Here is a 15,833-nt window from a genome sequence, read left to right as displayed (position 1 = left end):
GCGCGCGGCCGACGCAGCTAAATTCACGACTGCCTGATCGCGCAGCCTAACGCCCGCTGGCCTTCGTCTCGGAGCGCGCGTTTGCGGCCGAACTTGCCTGGAGGGATCGACTGCGCGGCGATCAGATTGGCGACCGCGCGTCGCGCGCACTGCGCGGCTTCCTCCCGCGAAGCTTCGGGACTTAATGATTTTGTCGGCTCGATCATTGGTCTGGCCTCCTAAGATCATTTATGCCCCGAAACTTATCCAATGCCGGTCGAATCACGGCCGTGGCAACTTGTCTCACGCGCTTCGAAGGGTGCGCGGCTTCCTGGCTGTGGCCAAGCACGCGATGAGCGGCGTAACCCGATTTGTCCGCCTTCAAGTTGCGGGATCGGGATTGATCTCGGCATATATGGCTTTAGGCGACGCCATCTGCGCTTCGACCGGCGTTGGCTGGGTTTTGGTCGTCTCAGCGCTCATATTCGGCCCTCCTTCGAACGATCAGTTCAATGAGACGACGGATGCCGACTTGTCAGGGGAAATCCGCAAAGACCCTGGCGGTCGCATCATTCGGTAGCCAACCGACTGCAGGGAAGCATTAGCTAAGCCGGTAGCGCCGTTTAGCGCACAAATCACTAAGGGCCGGTCGCTGGTCAAGAGATTGATAATGCCTTACTATTCAAGTCAACTCCCGCTGAGGAACAATCGGCGGGAATTGTTTTAGGGGTTCACCACGGCAAAGCTTCATGACGCAATTTCGTCCGCAATCGAGATTGAGACTTACAACCGCGCGCGAGGAACGTGCGCGACGTAATGAACTTGCGCTCCGATTAGCGCTGCGCACGGTTCCCATGATCAGCTTTGAGTGGGACGTCGTGCGGGACATCGTGCGACGCTTCGATCCGTTTGACTCGGACAATTCCTCGAGCACAGGAATGTTCAGCCGTTTCGCGGCCGTCCGAGATGCTGTCCATCCAGCCGACAGAGAAAGATTTTGTGCAGACATCGAAGCAGCGCTGAGCGGCGAGACTGAACGGTTTGAAACTGAAATCCGCGTTCTAAGTCCGAACGGAATTGTATCGTGGTTTCGGGAACTGGGGATCGTCGAGCGAGACCAACTCGGGCAGCCTCTTCGAATGATCGGGGTCGCGCACGATATTACGGCGCAACGTGACAAGCATACGCCGGCCGCGCGCCCACCTATCATTGCGACTTCGGTAGAGCCGCTGAAGGCTCTGGTTATTGATAAGGATCGCGATGCCGCCAATATGCTTGCGCTGCTCCTTGAAACAGTCAGGATCCGTGTCCGGTTCGCTTGCAGTAGCGCAGATGGCGTGAGCGCGCTGAATGAGTTTAGGCCTCAACTGGTGTTTGTCGACATCAGTATTCCTTATGTCGACGCAATTGAGATGATCCACCGCATCCGTACGTCGCCCGGAGGCAACGCAGTCTCTCTCCTGGCCCTCAGCCGGTCGCGCCTGGAGACGGCATGTCCATCGGGTTTCGACGGTTTGCTTACTAAGCCGGCACGGTTCGAAGCGCTTCTCGATCTGTTGGAGACGTTGTCTCCCCCAAGAGACGGCGCGAGGCTCAAGGGGCGCGTTTAACGCAGAACGCTGGCGGCTTTGCGGATTGGCCCTGCTGCAAGAGACGCCTTGTGGCCATTCCTTTCCTGAAATATCGCGCAAAATCGAAGCTGAACAAAACGCCTCGGCCGTCGTCAATGGTCGCAAGGAAAGCATCTCTAATCGCATTGCGAAGAGAGTTGTTCGAAGCGCCTCGCCATCCCTCAGACCTGTTTTGTTATCGCGCCATGGTGGGCAGGTCGCAAATGGGATAAAAATGGTGCTGCAAGAGAGGATTGAACTCTCGACCTCTCCCTTACCAAGGGAGTGCTCTACCACTGAGCTACTGCAGCGCTTGATCGCCCGACATTCGAAAAAACCGCGTCGGCGCATTCGGCGACTGTGTGCCACAGGGGCGCGCAAGTCGCAAGCGCACGGCTCTCCAACTCAGCGACGCCGAAGGCCGGCGACGGCGCCGACGCTCAATAAGGTTGTGTTGCAATAATATACAACTTAAGGTAGAGTTAGAGTTAGAGTCTCATTCGGTTGCGGACGTCCCTGACCTCCGGGTCCGTTCGAGCTGCGCGCCGTCGCATCGCGGCGACGGAGGATCAATTGATCGAAAATTATCTCTCCGAAGAACTTTGGCTGGCCGTGGCCCCCGTCCTTCCCGGAAAGGCGGGCGACCCCGGCTGCAACGGGCGCGACAATCGGCTTTTTCTCGAAGCGGTGTTCTGGATTCTGCGCAGCCGTTCCGGCTGGCGCAAGCTGCCGCCACAGTTCGGCAAATGGTACACGGCCTATACCCGCTATCATCGCTGGGAGAGGAAAGGCGTCTGGCCGCGCGTCATCGTGGCGCTGAGCCAACACGGCGCATGCGATTTTCAATATGACGAATTTGGTTTGCGCCTCGCGTCGCCCGACGCGGCCGGACTGCGCGAAGCTTCGCGAAGCGGCTTCGGAGCGCATGAAAGCGCAACCCGCGGCGCAGCCGTCTTTCCGCTGAGCGAAGCTACTGCGACTGCGATTGAAACGGGCTGAAGGCGGGCGCCTGCACAACGCAAATCTTGACGTCCATGGTTTCGCCCGCGCCGCCGGACTGCGCGCCGCGAATCGGCGCGGCGCCGAGATAATCGAGCGCCGCCGCTATCCGAACATGATTCTCATGGGGCGACACGCCATGCGCGGGATCGAAGCCGACCCAGCCGAGATCCTCGACATAGGCCTCCGCCCATGCATGGCCGGCGACCTGATCCTCGGCGTCGCTGCGCAGGAAATACCCGCTCACATAGCGCGCCGGCGCGCCGATCTCGCGCGCGCAGGCGATGAAGAGATGCGCGAAATCCTGGCCGACGCCCTGTCGATGCTCGAAACATTCCGCCGCCGTCGTCTCCGCACGGGTGGCGTCGGCGTCGAATGTCAATGAATCATGGAGCGCGCCAAGAAGCGCATGGAGCTTGGCGAGCGTTCCGCTGTCCCTCGACGTGGTTTCGCGCGCGAAGGCGCTGATCGCCGGGCTCGGCGCGGTCAACGGCGTTTCGCGCATGTAGAGGATCGGTGGAAAGCGCTCTACGGCGCCCGACACGACCCCGGCGATGTCGAAGGTCGTGACCTCCCCCTCGACCACCGTCGAGATGGAGTCGATCGGCCCGTCCACCGTGAAGCGGTGGAGCAAATTGCCGAAGGCGTCTTCGGACTGAACCAGCCGGCAGTCGCGATCGACGTCGATGCGCCAGCTGATGACATGCTGGCCGTCGTGATTGCGCGGCGTCAGGCGAAGATGCTGCACCGCCATGCGCGGCGCGTCGGCGTAACTGTAGGTGGTTTCATGGCGTATGCGAATGCGCATCGGAAGTCGCTCAAAAGAGATATTGCTCGGAAATCAGCGCGCCCAGCCGATTGTTCTCGGCGATGAAAGACTGCACGAATTCATGCAGCCCACCCTGGAAGACGCTTTCCATGCTGAGTTTCTCGAGCCTGCCATAGAGTCCGCGGGCATGGCGCTGGGCGGCGCCCTGGCGCCCATGGGCGCGCGCCAGATTGTCGAGATTGCGCACGATCGATTCATAGCAGGAAATCAGCGAGCGCGGCATTTCCGGCCGCAGGATGAGGAGATCGGCGACGAGCCACGGCTTCATGCTGGTGCGATAGACCCAGTGATAGGCGGTATGCGCGGAGACGGCGCGCAGAATCGCCGACCATTGGAAATAGTCGAGCGACCCGCCGACGATCTCCTTTTCGGGCAGCAGCACATGATATTTCACATCCAATAGACGCGCCGTATTGTCGGCGCGTTCGATGAACAGCCCGACGCGCGAAAACCAGTAAGCATCATTGCGCAGCATCGTGCGATAGGCGCCGCCGTCATAGGTCAGCGACGTCTGCTTGATGAGTTCGAGAAAGCGGGCCAGCTCCTGGGCGCAAGCAACGCCGCCGCGCGATTCGAGCGAGCGCATTTCGAGATAGGCGTCGTTGATCGACTCCCACATTTCGATGGTCAAGGCCGTGCGCACGGCGCGGGCGTTGGCGCGCGCCTGCTCCAGGCAGTTGCGGATCGATCCGGGATTCTCCGGCGCAAAGGTGAGAAATCCGATGACATTGGCTTCGTCGACCGGGCGTCCGGACTCTTCGAACGTCTGCGCCGCGCCAGAGGACAGCAAAACGCTTTCCCATTCAGTTTCGTCGCCGCCATAAGCCTTCGGCAGCGCGGCGAGACGGCGCGACGCCTGAATCGCGCGCGCCAGAAAGTCGGCGCGCTCCATGTAGCGGGCAAGCCAATAGAGATTGTCGGCGGTGCGTGACAGCATTAGCTCGTCCGATTACGATTCGCTTCGGCGATCATCTACACTCATTGCCAAGCATTGCGAGCATACTATCACGCTTGGCCCATCGCCTTCTCGTCGACCCAGGCGTCGTCGATCACCCAGGTATCCTTGGTGCCGCCGCCCTGGCTGGAATTCACGACGAGCGAATTCTCGGTCATCGCCACCCTTGTCAGACCGCCGGGCACGACCCGCGCGCCATTCGCGCCCTGGAGGACGAAGGGCCGCAGGTCGACATGGCGCGGCGCGACGCCGCTCGCCAAGGCGATCGGGCATGTCGACAGCGCCAAGGTCGGCTGGGCGATGAAATTCTGCGGATGCGCCTTAAGCTTGGCGCGGAATTCCTCGATCTGCGCCTTGGTCGCATGTGGTCCGACGAGCATGCCGTAGCCGCCGGAGCCGTTCACTTCCTTGACCACAAGTTCGTCGAGGCGATCGAGCACATAAGCGAGCGCCTCCGCTTCCCGGCAGCGGAAGGTCGGAACATTCTGCAACAGCGGCGCTTCGCCAAGGTAAAACTGAATGATCTCAGGCATGTAAGTATACATCGCCTTGTCGTCGGCGGCGCCGGCTCCGACTGCATTCGCGAGCGTCACATTGCCCGCCTGATAGGCGCCCATCAGGCCCGCGACGCCAAGCGCCGAATCCGGCCGGAAGCACAGCGGGTCGAGGAAATCGTCGTCGATGCGCCGATAAATTACGTCGACCCGGCGCGGCCCCTCGGTCGTGCGCATATAGACGACATCGTCGCGCACGAAGAGATCGCGTCCCTCGACAAGTTCGACGCCGAGCTTATCGGCAAGAAACGAATGTTCGTAGAAGGCCGAATTATACTGGCCGGGGGTCATCAGGACGATGGTCGGATCGCCATTGGCGCGGGGCGGCGCCACCGAACGCAGGGTCGCCAACAGTTCGTCGGGATAATTTTCGATCGGCGCGACCCGATGCATCGCGAAGAGCTCCGGGAAAAGCCGCATCATGACTTCGCGATTCTCGAGCATGTAGGAGACGCCCGAAGGCGTGCGCGCATTGTCCTCAAGAACGAAGAAGCCCTGATCGTCGGTGCGCACGATGTCGACGCCGGCGATATGGACATAAATGTCGTAGGGCGCGCGCCGGCCCGCCATCTCCGGGCAATAGGCAGGATTGCGGTAGACGAGATCGGCCGGAACGATTCCGGCCTTCAGGATTTCGCCGGCGCCATAGATGTCGGCGAGAAAAGCGTTGAGCGCCGCGACGCGTTGGATCAAGCCCTTTTCGAGAGCCGTCCATTCGCTGCGGGAGATGATGCGCGGCAAGATGTCAAAGGGAATGAGTCGTTCCGTCGCCTCCTGCGCGCCATAGACCGCGAAAGTGATGCCGATGCGCCGAAACAACAACTCCGCCTGCTCGCGCCGCGACGCCAAAAGCTCCGGCGGCGTCTCGGCCAGCCACTGCGAAAGCTTCCGATAAGGGGGGCGCGTGCAGCCGTCAGTTCCAGCCAGTTCATCGAACTGCGTCAGGCGTGAGTCCATTATGGGAACTCCCTTTGGCGACGGCGTCCCGGATTTTCCAAGGCTGCTGGCCTATTTTTTCCTAACGTAGCAAGGACTGCGCCAATAGCGCCTGCGAAAATCTGTCACATAGTTTTACTATCGCCGAGTGATGATTCGCGCGCGACACATGATGTGTCTTGGCGCGGCCTGATCATCTGTCCAGCGGAACCGCCGCCGAACGGTTTTGAGAACGCGCATGCCTAGGCCGCGATCCTGGCGCCATCGGAGCGTCGCCGCCACCGGACCGAGATCGCCGGCGATCAAGGTCGCGTGGGTTCTTTCCACGCTCATTCCCTGCGTCGCCTTCTGCGCCTTGGCGTCGAGCGCGCGCGCTGAAGACGGTTCGCGACCTTCGGACGTTAACTGGGCCGGACTCTATATGGGCGCCAGTCTCGGCGGCGGCTTTCCGCTGCATAAGGGCGAACGGCTGCAGGCGTCGAACGGCTTCGCTTCGCCGGTCTTCGATCTCTATCCGCCGAGCATGACGCGTCCAGGCGTCACGGTCGGCGCCCAGGCCGGATATAATTGGCAAAGCGGTCCCTGGGTCTGGGGGATCGAGACTGAACTGAGCCTGCTCGACGGCAGGCGCGGGCCGACCGGCGCCTCTCCGGCGTCGCCCGCCTATCCGGCGCCGCCGGTCTTTACGCTCGTGTCGAATTCGAGCGCCAATTTCTTCGCGGGCATTCGCGGGCGCGTCGGCTATGCCTGGGACCGCGCGCTGCTCTATCTTGCCGGCGGCGTCGCGGCCGGCGGCGGACGTGGTCCGTCGACCCTGACGCTCGGCGCCGGCGGGCCCGACGCGATTTTCTATGCGCCTTGGTCGCAATCCTCGCGCATGAAATATGCGGTCGGCGCCGGCTTCGAATACGCTTTCGCTGAAAAATGGTCGGCGCGGGTCGAATATCTCTTCCTCAATCAGGCGCTGAACACGCAGATTTTCGACAATGGCGCCGACTCTTTCTATGCGCCGCGCATACGTAACGAGAACCATCTTCTCCGCTTTGGCCTGAACTATCATTTCGGCGCGGAAAATCGCATTCCCGGCGCGATCGAATATGGGAAGCCGCAGAACCACCACAATGGCGGAAATGGCGGCGCCGATGCGCGGGACGGAGAGACGCCGGAGCTATATAGCGTCCATGCTCAAACGACGAATGTCGTTCAGGCCTATCCGCGGTTTCGCGCGCTTTACGATGGACTAAATAGCTTCCCTTCCGGCGGCAAGGCCAATGTCGGCTCGACGAGCGATCTTTTTCTCGGGCTGCGCCTGTGGGAGGGCGGCGCCGTCTATCTCAATCCTGAGATCGACGAAGGCTATGGTCTCGCCAATTCCGTCGGCGCCGCTTCTTATGTGAACGGCGCCGTCGCCAAGGTCGGCCGCACGGCTCCCTATATGCGCTTCCAGCGATACTTCCTGCGGCAGATCATCGGACTGAGCGGCGGCGAGGGGGAGCGCGATCCCGACATCGGCTCCCGAAGCGAAGTTCTCGAATCGACGCAAAACCAGATTTCGGGCCGGGTCGACAAGGACCGCGTCATCATCACGCTCGGAAAATTCGCCGTGCCCGACGTCTTCGACGACAATGTCTATGCGCATGACCCGACGACCGGCTTTCTCAATTTCGCCTTCAACGACATGGGCGGTCTCGACTACGCGGCCGACGCCTGGGGCTACACTTACGGACTCGCCGCGGAGTGGAAACAGGACTGGTGGACGGCGCGCGGCGGCGTGTTTCAGCTCTCAAAGACTCCGAACAGTTTCGACATCGAGCCGCAACTGTTTCGACAATTCATGAGCGTCGTCGAATTCGAGGCGCGCTATGATCTCTTTGCTCAACCAGGCGCGATCAAATTCCTCGCCTTCGGCGACAATGGCTATATCAGCAAGATCGAAGACGTCATTCGTCACGCTTATCTTGCCGGCGAGTTTCCGCCGAGCGTCGACACTGCGCGAGGCCGCGCAGTCAAGACCGGCGGCGGCGTCAACGTCAAGCAGCAGCTCGCGCCGCATCTCGGCTTCTTCCTGCGCGCCAGCATGGCCGACGGTCGCTACGAGACCGTCGATTACACCGACATTGACCGGCAGCTCTCGATGGGCGTGGTCGCCGGCGGCGCCTTATGGGAGCGAGACGACGACGAGATCGGCCTCGCCGGCGCCTTGAGCGGGCTGCACGGCGACCGCGTGCGCTATTTCGAGCTTGGCGGAACCAGCGTCTATATCGGCGACGGCGCGATGACCTATGCCGGCGAGAAGAATATGGAAGCCTATTACAAGATCGGCTTCGGCAAGAACATCGACGCGACCTTCGACTATCAGCTCCTCGTCAATCCGGCGCATAACAGCGCGCGCGGGCCGGTCAATATTTTCGGCCTGAGATTTCGCGCCGCGTTTTAAGAAGGCTTTCGCCCTTGTCATTCCCGACAGGCCGAAGGCCTGATCGGGAATCCAGAGTCACAACAAGCATCATGGATGTCGCTCTGGTTTCCCGATCGCTCGCTTCGCGAGCGTCGGGAATGACATTCACTCCTTCACTTGAGATATTCCGGCAGCTTCCGCTCGAATTCGGGGAAATAGTGGGCGATGACGCTCACGTCGAAGCGTGCGAGAATGCTCTCCTTCGCTTCGTGGTCGAGCAGGAAGCGAAAGGCCGCGTCAATAAATCTTTCCGCATCGGCGCCGCCGCCCAGCCGTTCGAAATCCATTTGCGACAGCGTGACGCGATGCCGGGTTTCGCTTGCGCCCTCCCGCACCCTTACGTCGAAGACCAGCGGATCGCCGCCGCCGATCATTCGCGCCTCAACGGCGGTCACAGCAGCGCCTCGATGTCCTTGGCGATCGCATCGGGCGTGTCGGTCGAGGCGTAGCGCTTCACCACATGTCCCTCGCGATCGACGAGGAATTTGGTGAAATTCCATTTGATCGCCTCCGATCCGAGAATCCCCGGCGCGTCATGCTTGAGCAGGCGATAGAGCGGATGGGCGTTGTCGCCATTCACGTCGATTTTGGCGAACATCGGAAACGTGACGTCATATTTCGCCGAACAGAAGGACGCGATCTCCTTCTCAGAGCCCGGCTCCTGCGCGCCGAACTGATTGCAGGGGAACCCCAGCACCACGAGCCCGCGATCGGCGAATTTGCGGTAGAGCGCTTCAAGTCCGGCGTATTGAGGGGTAAAGCCGCAGCGGCTGGCGACATTGACGATCAGCATGACCTTGCCAGCATAATCGCCAAGCTTTTTGGTAGCGCCGTCGATCGTCGTCGCTTCGATGTCGAACAGAGTCATGAACCCCTCGCAAGTGACGGCGGCGCGCCAGCTCTTCGGTTAGATCACGCTGCATTTGGGCGGAATCGCCCAAATGCAGATAACGTGATCGATTTCGAAAGTTTAGAGCGCGCTCTATGCAACCAGCGTTCCGGAAGATTCCGAGTCGCTTTCGGATTCCTCTTCCAGCCCATATTCCTTCATCTTGCGATAGAGAGTCGAGCGCCCGATTCCGAGCCGGCGCGCGATTTCCGACATTTGGCCGCGATAATGCGTCAGGGCGAAGCGGATCGTCGCCGCCTCGATATCGTCGAGGCGACGCATTTCGCCATTCGCCGCCAACAGCGACATGGCGTTCGGATCGCGGATTTCGACTCGCACGATCTCGCGTTCGCGCGCCGCCGCCGCGGCCGCTCCCGGCGCCGGCGGCACGCGCACCTCAAAGCCTTGGACATGGGCGGCGATCTGCGGAAATTCGGCGATCGTCAGCTCGTCGCCATCGGCGAGCACGACGGCGCGAAACACGGTGTTCTCCAGCTGGCGGACATTGCCGGGCCAGTCGTAGCTCGTCAGGAGCGACAGCGCTTCCGCATTGAGGCCGCGGATGTTGCGGCCCTCCTCGGCGGCGAAGCGCGCCGCGAAACGCCTGGCGAGATCGGCGATGTCCTCGCGCCGGCCGCGCAGCGGCGGAATGCTGATCGGGAAGACGTTCAATCGATAGAACAGGTCTTCGCGAAACAGGCCGCGTTTGACGAGGTCGATGAGATTTTGATTGGTCGCCGAGATCAATCGGATATCGACCCGGATCGGACGCTTGGCGCCGACGGGATCGATTTCGCCCTCCTGCAGGGCGCGCAGCAGCTTGACCTGAATGTCGAGCGGCAATTCGCCGATTTCGTCGAGAAACAGCGTGCCGCCATTCGCTTCGAGGAATTTGCCGGCGTGCTTTTCCGTCGCGCCGGTGAAGGCCCCCTTCTCATGGCCAAAGAGAATCGATTCGACGAGATTGGCCGGCAGCGCGCCGCAATTGACGGTGATGAACGGTTTGCCCTTGCGGTCCGACGCCCCCTGAATGGCGCGCGCGACGATTTCCTTGCCGACGCCCGACTCGCCTTCGAGCAACACCGGAATGGAGGAATGCGCGGCGCGCTGGCCGAGCCTGATGACGCGCGCCATGTCGTCGCTGCGCGAAACGAGGTCCTTGAAGGTCAGCGCGCCCTGCGCCCGGTGGCTGATACGGCGCACCTCGACGGCCAGCGCATCGGCCGAAAGCGCGTTCTTGATCGAAATCTGCAGGCGCTCCGCGCCGACCGGCTTGACCACGAAATCATGGGCGCCGGCGCGCATCGCGGAGATCACCGCCTCGATCGACCCGTGCGCCGTCTGCACGATCACCGGCGTGGCGAGTTTCATGTCGCGCATGCGGGTAAGCACGCCCATGCCGTCGAGATCAGGCATGACGAGATCGAGAATTAACAGCGCGACGGGCTTGGCGCCGTGCTGGGTCAGCCGCGCGATCGCCTGTTCGCCGCTTTCGACGGTTTCGGCCTCGTAACCAAATCGCCGCGTCATCGCTTCGAGAAGACGACGCTGAACCGGATCGTCGTCGGCAATGAGAATCGTTGACGTCATTTCATCCCTTGCGTTCCGGGAGCATATCGGGCGGCGAAATCCGCCGCCACAGGCCCGGCGCCTCCCGGAGCCGTCATTGCGGCTCCTCAATCGTTGCCAAGCATAGTAAAGGCGGGGTTAACCGCGCCGATATGAAACTTTCTAGCGCCTTCCGTCCGGCCGTCCAACACCCGAACGGGCGATATGGGCGATAACGTGCCGAATCGCTTCATCTTTGTAGGAAATCCGCGCTATGGCGGCGTCCGCCGGCGCGCTACAAGCGCGCGGCGGAGGTGAAGCTGATGGATTCGCGCAAAATCGCCGGCAGACTCGTCATTGCCACCCATAATCCTGGAAAGCTCTGGGAACTCAGGCAATTGCTCGCGCCGCACGGGGTTGACGCCATTTCGGCCGGCGAACTCGGGCTCGAAGAGCCGGAGGAGACCGAAGCGACTTTCGCCGGCAACGCCCTGTTAAAGGCGCGCGGCGCCGCCATGGCTTCGGGACTGCCCGCTTTTGCCGATGATTCGGGCCTGTGCGTCGACGCGCTGGACGGCGCGCCCGGCGTCTATTCGGCGCGCTGGGCGGGAGAGGACCGCGACTTCAAAGCCGCCTGCATCAGGGTCGAACGCGAGCTTGAGGCGCGCGGCGCCAAGCCGCCCTATCGCGCCCATTTTGCCTGCGCGCTCGCCATCGTCTGGCCGGACGGGCATGTCGAAGAGTTCGAAGGACGGGTCGACGGCGTCCTCGTCTTTCCGCCCAAGGGCGAGAAGGGCTTCGGCTATGATCCGATCTTCAAGCCCGACGGACTCGACAAGACCTTCGGCGAAATGATGTCCGCGGAAAAACATTCCCTGCCCGGCGACGGCTCGCAGGCGCTGTCGCACCGGGCGCGGGCGTTTCAGGCGCTGGCGAAGGCGTGTTTGGAATAGTCGCTCCTTGGCCGCACTCTCATTGCCGCACTTGGCGTGACGCCGCGCTCCAATTACTTTCCTAAAAAAAACGTCCGCGGAAATGAGAGGAACGCCCCATGACCAAGCACGAGACTTTCGCCGCGCTTAAGCCGCCGTTCAAGCCGCGCTACGGCAATTTCATCAATGGCGAATGGGTTGACGCCAAATCCGGCCGCGTCTTCGACAATATCTCGCCGATCACCGGCGCGAAGGTTTGCGAGATCGCGCGTTCCGACAAGGACGATGTTGAAGCCGCGCTCGACGCGGCGCATGCCGCCAAAGCCGCCTGGGGCGAGACCAGCCCGGCGGAACGCGCCGTCATTCTCAATCGCATCGCCGATGTGATGGAGGAAAATCTCGGCCTGCTCGCCACGGCCGAAACCTGGGACAATGGCAAGCCGATCCGCGAGACGATGGCCGCCGACGTGCCGCTGGCGATCGATCACTTCCGCTATTTCGCCGGCGCCATCCGCGCCCAGGAAGGCGGCGTTTCCGAAATCGACCACGACACCATCGCCTATCATTTCCATGAGCCGCTTGGCGTCGTCGGCCAGATCATCCCCTGGAACTTCCCGCTGCTGATGGCGGCGTGGAAAATCGCGCCGGCGCTCGCCGCCGGCAATTGCGTCGTCATCAAACCCGCGGAACAAACGCCGGCGAGCATTCTCGTCTGGGCGGAGCTCGTCGGCTGCCTTCTCCCCAAAGGCGTGCTCAATATCGTCAATGGCTTCGGACTGGAGGCCGGCAAGCCGCTCGCCTCATCGAGCCGCATCGCCAAGATCGCCTTCACCGGCGAGACGACGACCGGCCGGCTGATCATGCAATACGCCAGTCAGAACCTCATTCCCGTCACCCTCGAACTCGGCGGAAAATCGCCCAATATTTTCTTCGAGGACGTGGCGCGCGAGGACGACGACTATCTCGACAAGGCGGTCGAAGGTTTTGTCATGTTCGCGCTCAACCAGGGCGAGGTCTGCACCTGCCCCAGCCGCGCGCTTGTGCACGAGAAAATCTACGATCGCTTCATGGAACGCGCGCTGAAACGGGTCGGCGAAATTAAGCAGGGCAATCCGCTCGACCCCCAGACGATGGTCGGCGCGCAGGCGTCCTCCGAGCAGCTCGAAAAAATCCTCAGCTATATCGACATCGGCAAGCAGGAGGGCGCCAAGCTGCTCGCCGGCGGCGAGCGCAACACGCTCGCGGGCGAACTTGCCGGCGGCTTTTATGTGAAGCCGACCGTGTTCGAGGGCCATAACCGCATGCGGGTGTTCCAGGAGGAAATCTTCGGTCCCGTCGTGTCGGTGACAACCTTCAAGGACGACGACGAGGCGCTCGCCATCGCCAATGACACGCTCTACGGCCTTGGCGCCGGCGTGTGGAGCCGCGAAGCGAACCACTGCTATCGCTTCGGCCGCGCCATTCAGGCGGGGCGCGTCTGGGTGAATTGCTACCACGCCTATCCGGCCCATGCCGCCTTTGGCGGCTACAAGCAGTCGGGCATCGGCCGCGAGAATCACAAGATGATGCTCGATCACTATCAGCAGACGAAGAACATGCTGGTGAGCTACAGCGAGAAGAAGCTGGGGTTCTTCTAGGCCCCCTCCCCAGCCCTCCCCCGCGCTTCGCGCGGGAGAGGGAGTCCGACTCGGGTCGCGACAACGATCCACGCAACCTGCATCGCTAGCGTCCCCTCTCCCGCTTTAGCGGGGAAGGGACAGGGAGGGGGCGGTGAGAACGACCGAGACTCCAGCAAGAGTCATCGCCACGCCGGCGGCGCTCGATCTCATCGAGCGGCTGCGCCGCCAACATGGCGACCTTCTCTTCCACCAGTCGGGCGGCTGCTGCGACGGCTCGGCGCCGATGTGCTATCCGCGGGGCGAGTTCCTGGTCGGCGACGGCGACGTGCGGCTCGGCGAGATCGGCGGCGCGCCCTTCTACATCGGCGCGGCGCAATTCGATTACTGGAAGCATACGCAGCTCCTCATCGACGTGGTGCCGGGTCAGGGCGGCATGTTCTCGCTCGACAATGGCTCAGGGTCGCGGTTCCTCACGCGCTCGCGGCTGTTCACCGACGCCGAACTGGCGCTCCTGCCGCCCGCCGCGACGGCGTCGGAACTCGGCCAGCCGGGACTTTGAGGTTGACACCGGAAGGCGGGAGCCGCATATGCCGCCAACCGGCCGCGCACAACGCGGCCGCCGTCTCCTTCGCGAGACGATGGGGGAATGTCCCGAGCGGCAAAGGGGGCGGACTGTAAATCCGCTGGCTAAGCCTTCGTAGGTTCGAGTCCTACTTCCCCCACCATCCCTTCTCTATCGAAATTCCGAACCCGGGCGCTCGACAGCGGCGGCTTGGCCTTGTCAAAAGCGCCATATCGCGAGAATTTGGCGTCCGGATCGGCGCCCGTCCGGTTAACGCCAAGTGTGCCGAACCCGTAGCGAGGAAGGGTTATGGGGAGATCATATTCAAACCCGAACGTCGCATGGTCGCCTGAATCCTGGCCGTCGGTCTTCGCGAGGCTTGGCTGGCGCCGCGTCGATCATGCGGAGTCCGTTTATGGTTCGATAATGGAAGATAAACGGATGTTTGTTTTACGCTTGGTCGTATATGCCGTTATTTTGTTGGCAAGCCCGGTTTGTTCTTTGACCGCGCAAGCTGACTCCAGTCCGCCTTATACCAATGGCGTGAGCGTTTTTGTTCCATTTGTTAACGCAAATGAAGTCAGCAAGTCGGACGCCAGCCCTGAAATCCGAGTCGGGTTCAGTAGCAACTACAACTCTTCCTTCGCCGTCACGATGGATACCGGCTCAGTTGGAATAATCGTCGGCGGAAATTATTTCACGCCGCCGGCAAAAGGGCGATCGGATGCGAGTTTTATCGGTCCAGGAACCGAAACGCTTACCAGCAGCGGCTATTACTTCACCGGTGACTGGTATAGAACCACTGTGCACTTGTTTAACGACAAAACGGCGGTTGCAAGCGCAACAGTGCCTGTTATGGCTGTAACCAACGTTACCTGCATACAGGGCGCCAGAGATTGTCATGTCGTTGATCATAAGGGCGCTGACGTGCATTATTTTGGCGTCGGTTTCGCCGGCGGGGCGGGCCTGCCTCAGGGAACGCCGGATAAGAACGCTTTTTTGAATGTCACGAAAATAGCGGGGAGCAGCTCGCTGCCTTCGCCAGGCTATATTTTATCGACGCAAGGCGCACTGATCGGTCTGACATCGAATAATACCAAAGGCTTTGCTTTGATTAAACTGGAGCCGCTGCTGGCGCCGAGTTTTGAGCAATGGCAATCCGCCCCGGCATCTCCAAATGTGCTGACCGATTGGCAACATGCGCGGGGAACGATCACCGTGAATGGGGTGTCGGGAAGCGGCGGCATATTGTTCGATACCGGCGTGAATACGGGCTTTTTAACGCCGCCGATAGGCGTGACGGTCCAGACCGGAATGGGGCCGACGACGCCCCATAAAGCTGAGTGCAACACGAACCCGCCGACCTGCGCTGTCAGTGGAACGACTGTTCAGGTTTCCTTTCCAGATCAAACCAACTGGGTCGCTTCGCTAAACTATACTGTTGGCCCCAATAATGGAGCTCAAAAAGGCAACCCAGTCTCGCCCTATGCTGTGTCGGTCGACCACACTGGCGCGCCGTTTTTGAACACTACCGTGCGTTTCTTGCAGGGGTTCAATTACCTCTACGACGCCGCTAATGGTTTCATTGGCCTAAAAACCACAGGCGCCACGCCTCCTCGATATGCTATGAGCGCGCCTGGGGGCTTGGCGGTCGGAGGCGTTTTTCAGTGTTTCTTCGGTTGGGCTGAAGTTAATTTTGGCTCCCGATCGGGCCACTTCCAGGCCACGGCCTACAGCTGGCCTTATACTTATGTTTACGATCCAAATAATCAGATCTACATCGGGGTTTCCTCAGGCGTTCCGGCTTCCGCCAATATGCCCGCTGCGACCAGCCTCGCCAACGATGTATACGTCTGGGGCGCTGGCGGACCGTCTACCGGGACGCATGAAGGCGCTTTATCGGGTTGGTTGGCCGCCGCGGGGTGTCAGTGAAGCGGACGCGAAAGCGGCGCCGGAGGTCGAA

General features: G+C 61.3%; 14 protein-coding genes and 2 tRNA genes. 8 read left to right on the top strand and 8 right to left on the bottom strand.

Annotation, left to right across the window (positions count from 1 at the left end; all coding sequences use genetic code 11):
* Positions 1-23: 23 nt before the first annotated feature.
* A complete protein-coding gene (locus U1E20_RS00650) occupies positions 24-206 on the bottom strand; it encodes a hypothetical protein (RefSeq protein ID WP_409978655.1) in 183 nt (60 codons plus the stop codon).
* Positions 207-728: 522 nt separating this feature from the next.
* Between U1E20_RS00650 and U1E20_RS00645 the strand changes: the two genes are divergently transcribed.
* Positions 729-1,589, top strand: coding sequence for a PAS domain-containing protein (locus U1E20_RS00645; protein ID WP_409978654.1), 861 nt, complete (start codon positions 729-731; stop codon positions 1,587-1,589).
* 236 nt (positions 1,590-1,825) lie between these two features.
* Here the strand turns inward: U1E20_RS00645 and U1E20_RS00640 are convergent.
* Positions 1,826-1,900 (bottom strand) — tRNA-Thr (locus U1E20_RS00640).
* A gap of 262 nt (positions 1,901-2,162) precedes the next feature.
* Between U1E20_RS00640 and U1E20_RS00635 the strand changes: the two genes are divergently transcribed.
* Positions 2,163-2,588, top strand: a complete 426-nt coding sequence (locus tag U1E20_RS00635; RefSeq protein ID WP_409978653.1) for a transposase — start codon at positions 2,163-2,165, stop codon at positions 2,586-2,588.
* Here the strand turns inward: U1E20_RS00635 and U1E20_RS00630 are convergent.
* The 3 genes from U1E20_RS00630 to U1E20_RS00620 all read right to left on the bottom strand — a co-directional run bounded on the left by U1E20_RS00630 (position 2,560) and on the right by U1E20_RS00620 (position 5,883).
* On the bottom strand, positions 2,560-3,396 hold the full coding sequence (locus tag U1E20_RS00630; protein WP_409978652.1) for a transglutaminase domain-containing protein: 837 nt from the start codon (positions 3,394-3,396) through the stop codon (positions 2,560-2,562). The two genes, U1E20_RS00635 and U1E20_RS00630, sit on opposite strands and share 29 nt — an antisense overlap.
* A 10-nt stretch (positions 3,397-3,406) precedes the next feature.
* Complete coding sequence (locus U1E20_RS00625; protein ID WP_409978651.1) at positions 3,407-4,354, bottom strand: alpha-E domain-containing protein; 948 nt, start codon at positions 4,352-4,354, stop codon at positions 3,407-3,409.
* Positions 4,355-4,422: 68 nt separating this feature from the next.
* Positions 4,423-5,883, bottom strand: a complete 1,461-nt coding sequence (locus tag U1E20_RS00620; protein ID WP_409978650.1) for a circularly permuted type 2 ATP-grasp protein — start codon at positions 5,881-5,883, stop codon at positions 4,423-4,425.
* A 217-nt stretch (positions 5,884-6,100) separates the two neighbouring features.
* Between U1E20_RS00620 and U1E20_RS00615 the strand changes: the two genes are divergently transcribed.
* Positions 6,101-8,299 (top strand): carbohydrate porin, encoded by a 2,199-nt coding sequence (locus U1E20_RS00615; protein ID WP_409978649.1) that lies wholly within the window; start codon positions 6,101-6,103, stop codon positions 8,297-8,299.
* A gap of 134 nt (positions 8,300-8,433) precedes the next feature.
* Here U1E20_RS00615 and U1E20_RS00610 read toward each other — a convergent pair whose 3' ends face one another.
* The 3 genes from U1E20_RS00610 to U1E20_RS00600 all read right to left on the bottom strand — a co-directional run bounded on the left by U1E20_RS00610 (position 8,434) and on the right by U1E20_RS00600 (position 10,799).
* Entirely contained in the window at positions 8,434-8,715 is a 282-nt protein-coding gene (locus U1E20_RS00610) for a hypothetical protein (protein WP_409978648.1), read from the bottom strand.
* Positions 8,712-9,188 (bottom strand): glutathione peroxidase, encoded by a 477-nt coding sequence (locus U1E20_RS00605; RefSeq protein ID WP_409978647.1) that lies wholly within the window; start codon positions 9,186-9,188, stop codon positions 8,712-8,714. The genes U1E20_RS00610 and U1E20_RS00605 overlap by 4 nt, the downstream gene beginning before the upstream one ends.
* A gap of 114 nt (positions 9,189-9,302) precedes the next feature.
* Positions 9,303-10,799, bottom strand: coding sequence for a sigma-54-dependent transcriptional regulator (locus tag U1E20_RS00600; RefSeq protein ID WP_409978646.1), 1,497 nt, complete (start codon positions 10,797-10,799; stop codon positions 9,303-9,305).
* A gap of 281 nt (positions 10,800-11,080) precedes the next feature.
* Here U1E20_RS00600 and rdgB point away from each other — a divergent pair, with 281 nt between their 5' ends.
* From rdgB to U1E20_RS00575, 5 genes are all read left to right on the top strand, one after another.
* On the top strand, positions 11,081-11,710 hold the full coding sequence (rdgB, locus tag U1E20_RS00595; RefSeq protein WP_409978645.1) for an RdgB/HAM1 family non-canonical purine NTP pyrophosphatase: 630 nt from the start codon (positions 11,081-11,083) through the stop codon (positions 11,708-11,710).
* A 98-nt stretch (positions 11,711-11,808) separates the two neighbouring features.
* Positions 11,809-13,326, top strand: a complete 1,518-nt coding sequence (gene adh / locus U1E20_RS00590; RefSeq protein ID WP_409978644.1) for an aldehyde dehydrogenase — start codon at positions 11,809-11,811, stop codon at positions 13,324-13,326.
* A gap of 133 nt (positions 13,327-13,459) precedes the next feature.
* Positions 13,460-13,867, top strand: coding sequence for a DUF779 domain-containing protein (locus U1E20_RS00585; RefSeq protein ID WP_409978643.1), 408 nt, complete (start codon positions 13,460-13,462; stop codon positions 13,865-13,867).
* 81 nt (positions 13,868-13,948) lie between these two features.
* Positions 13,949-14,033: transfer RNA gene (locus U1E20_RS00580), tRNA-Tyr, on the top strand.
* 263 nt (positions 14,034-14,296) lie between these two features.
* The gene (locus U1E20_RS00575; protein WP_409978642.1) at positions 14,297-15,802 is read left to right on the top strand and encodes a hypothetical protein; all 1,506 of its coding nucleotides are present in this window, start codon (positions 14,297-14,299) and stop codon (positions 15,800-15,802) included.
* Positions 15,803-15,833: the final 31 nt, after the last annotated feature.

Origin of the sequence: Methylocystis sp., assembly GCF_046349115.1 — a bacterium.
In the GTDB taxonomy this organism is placed as follows: Bacteria; Pseudomonadota; Alphaproteobacteria; order Rhizobiales; family Beijerinckiaceae; genus Methylocystis.
Note: the sequence above shows the minus strand (reverse complement) of the source record. Positions and strands in the feature narration are given on the sequence as shown.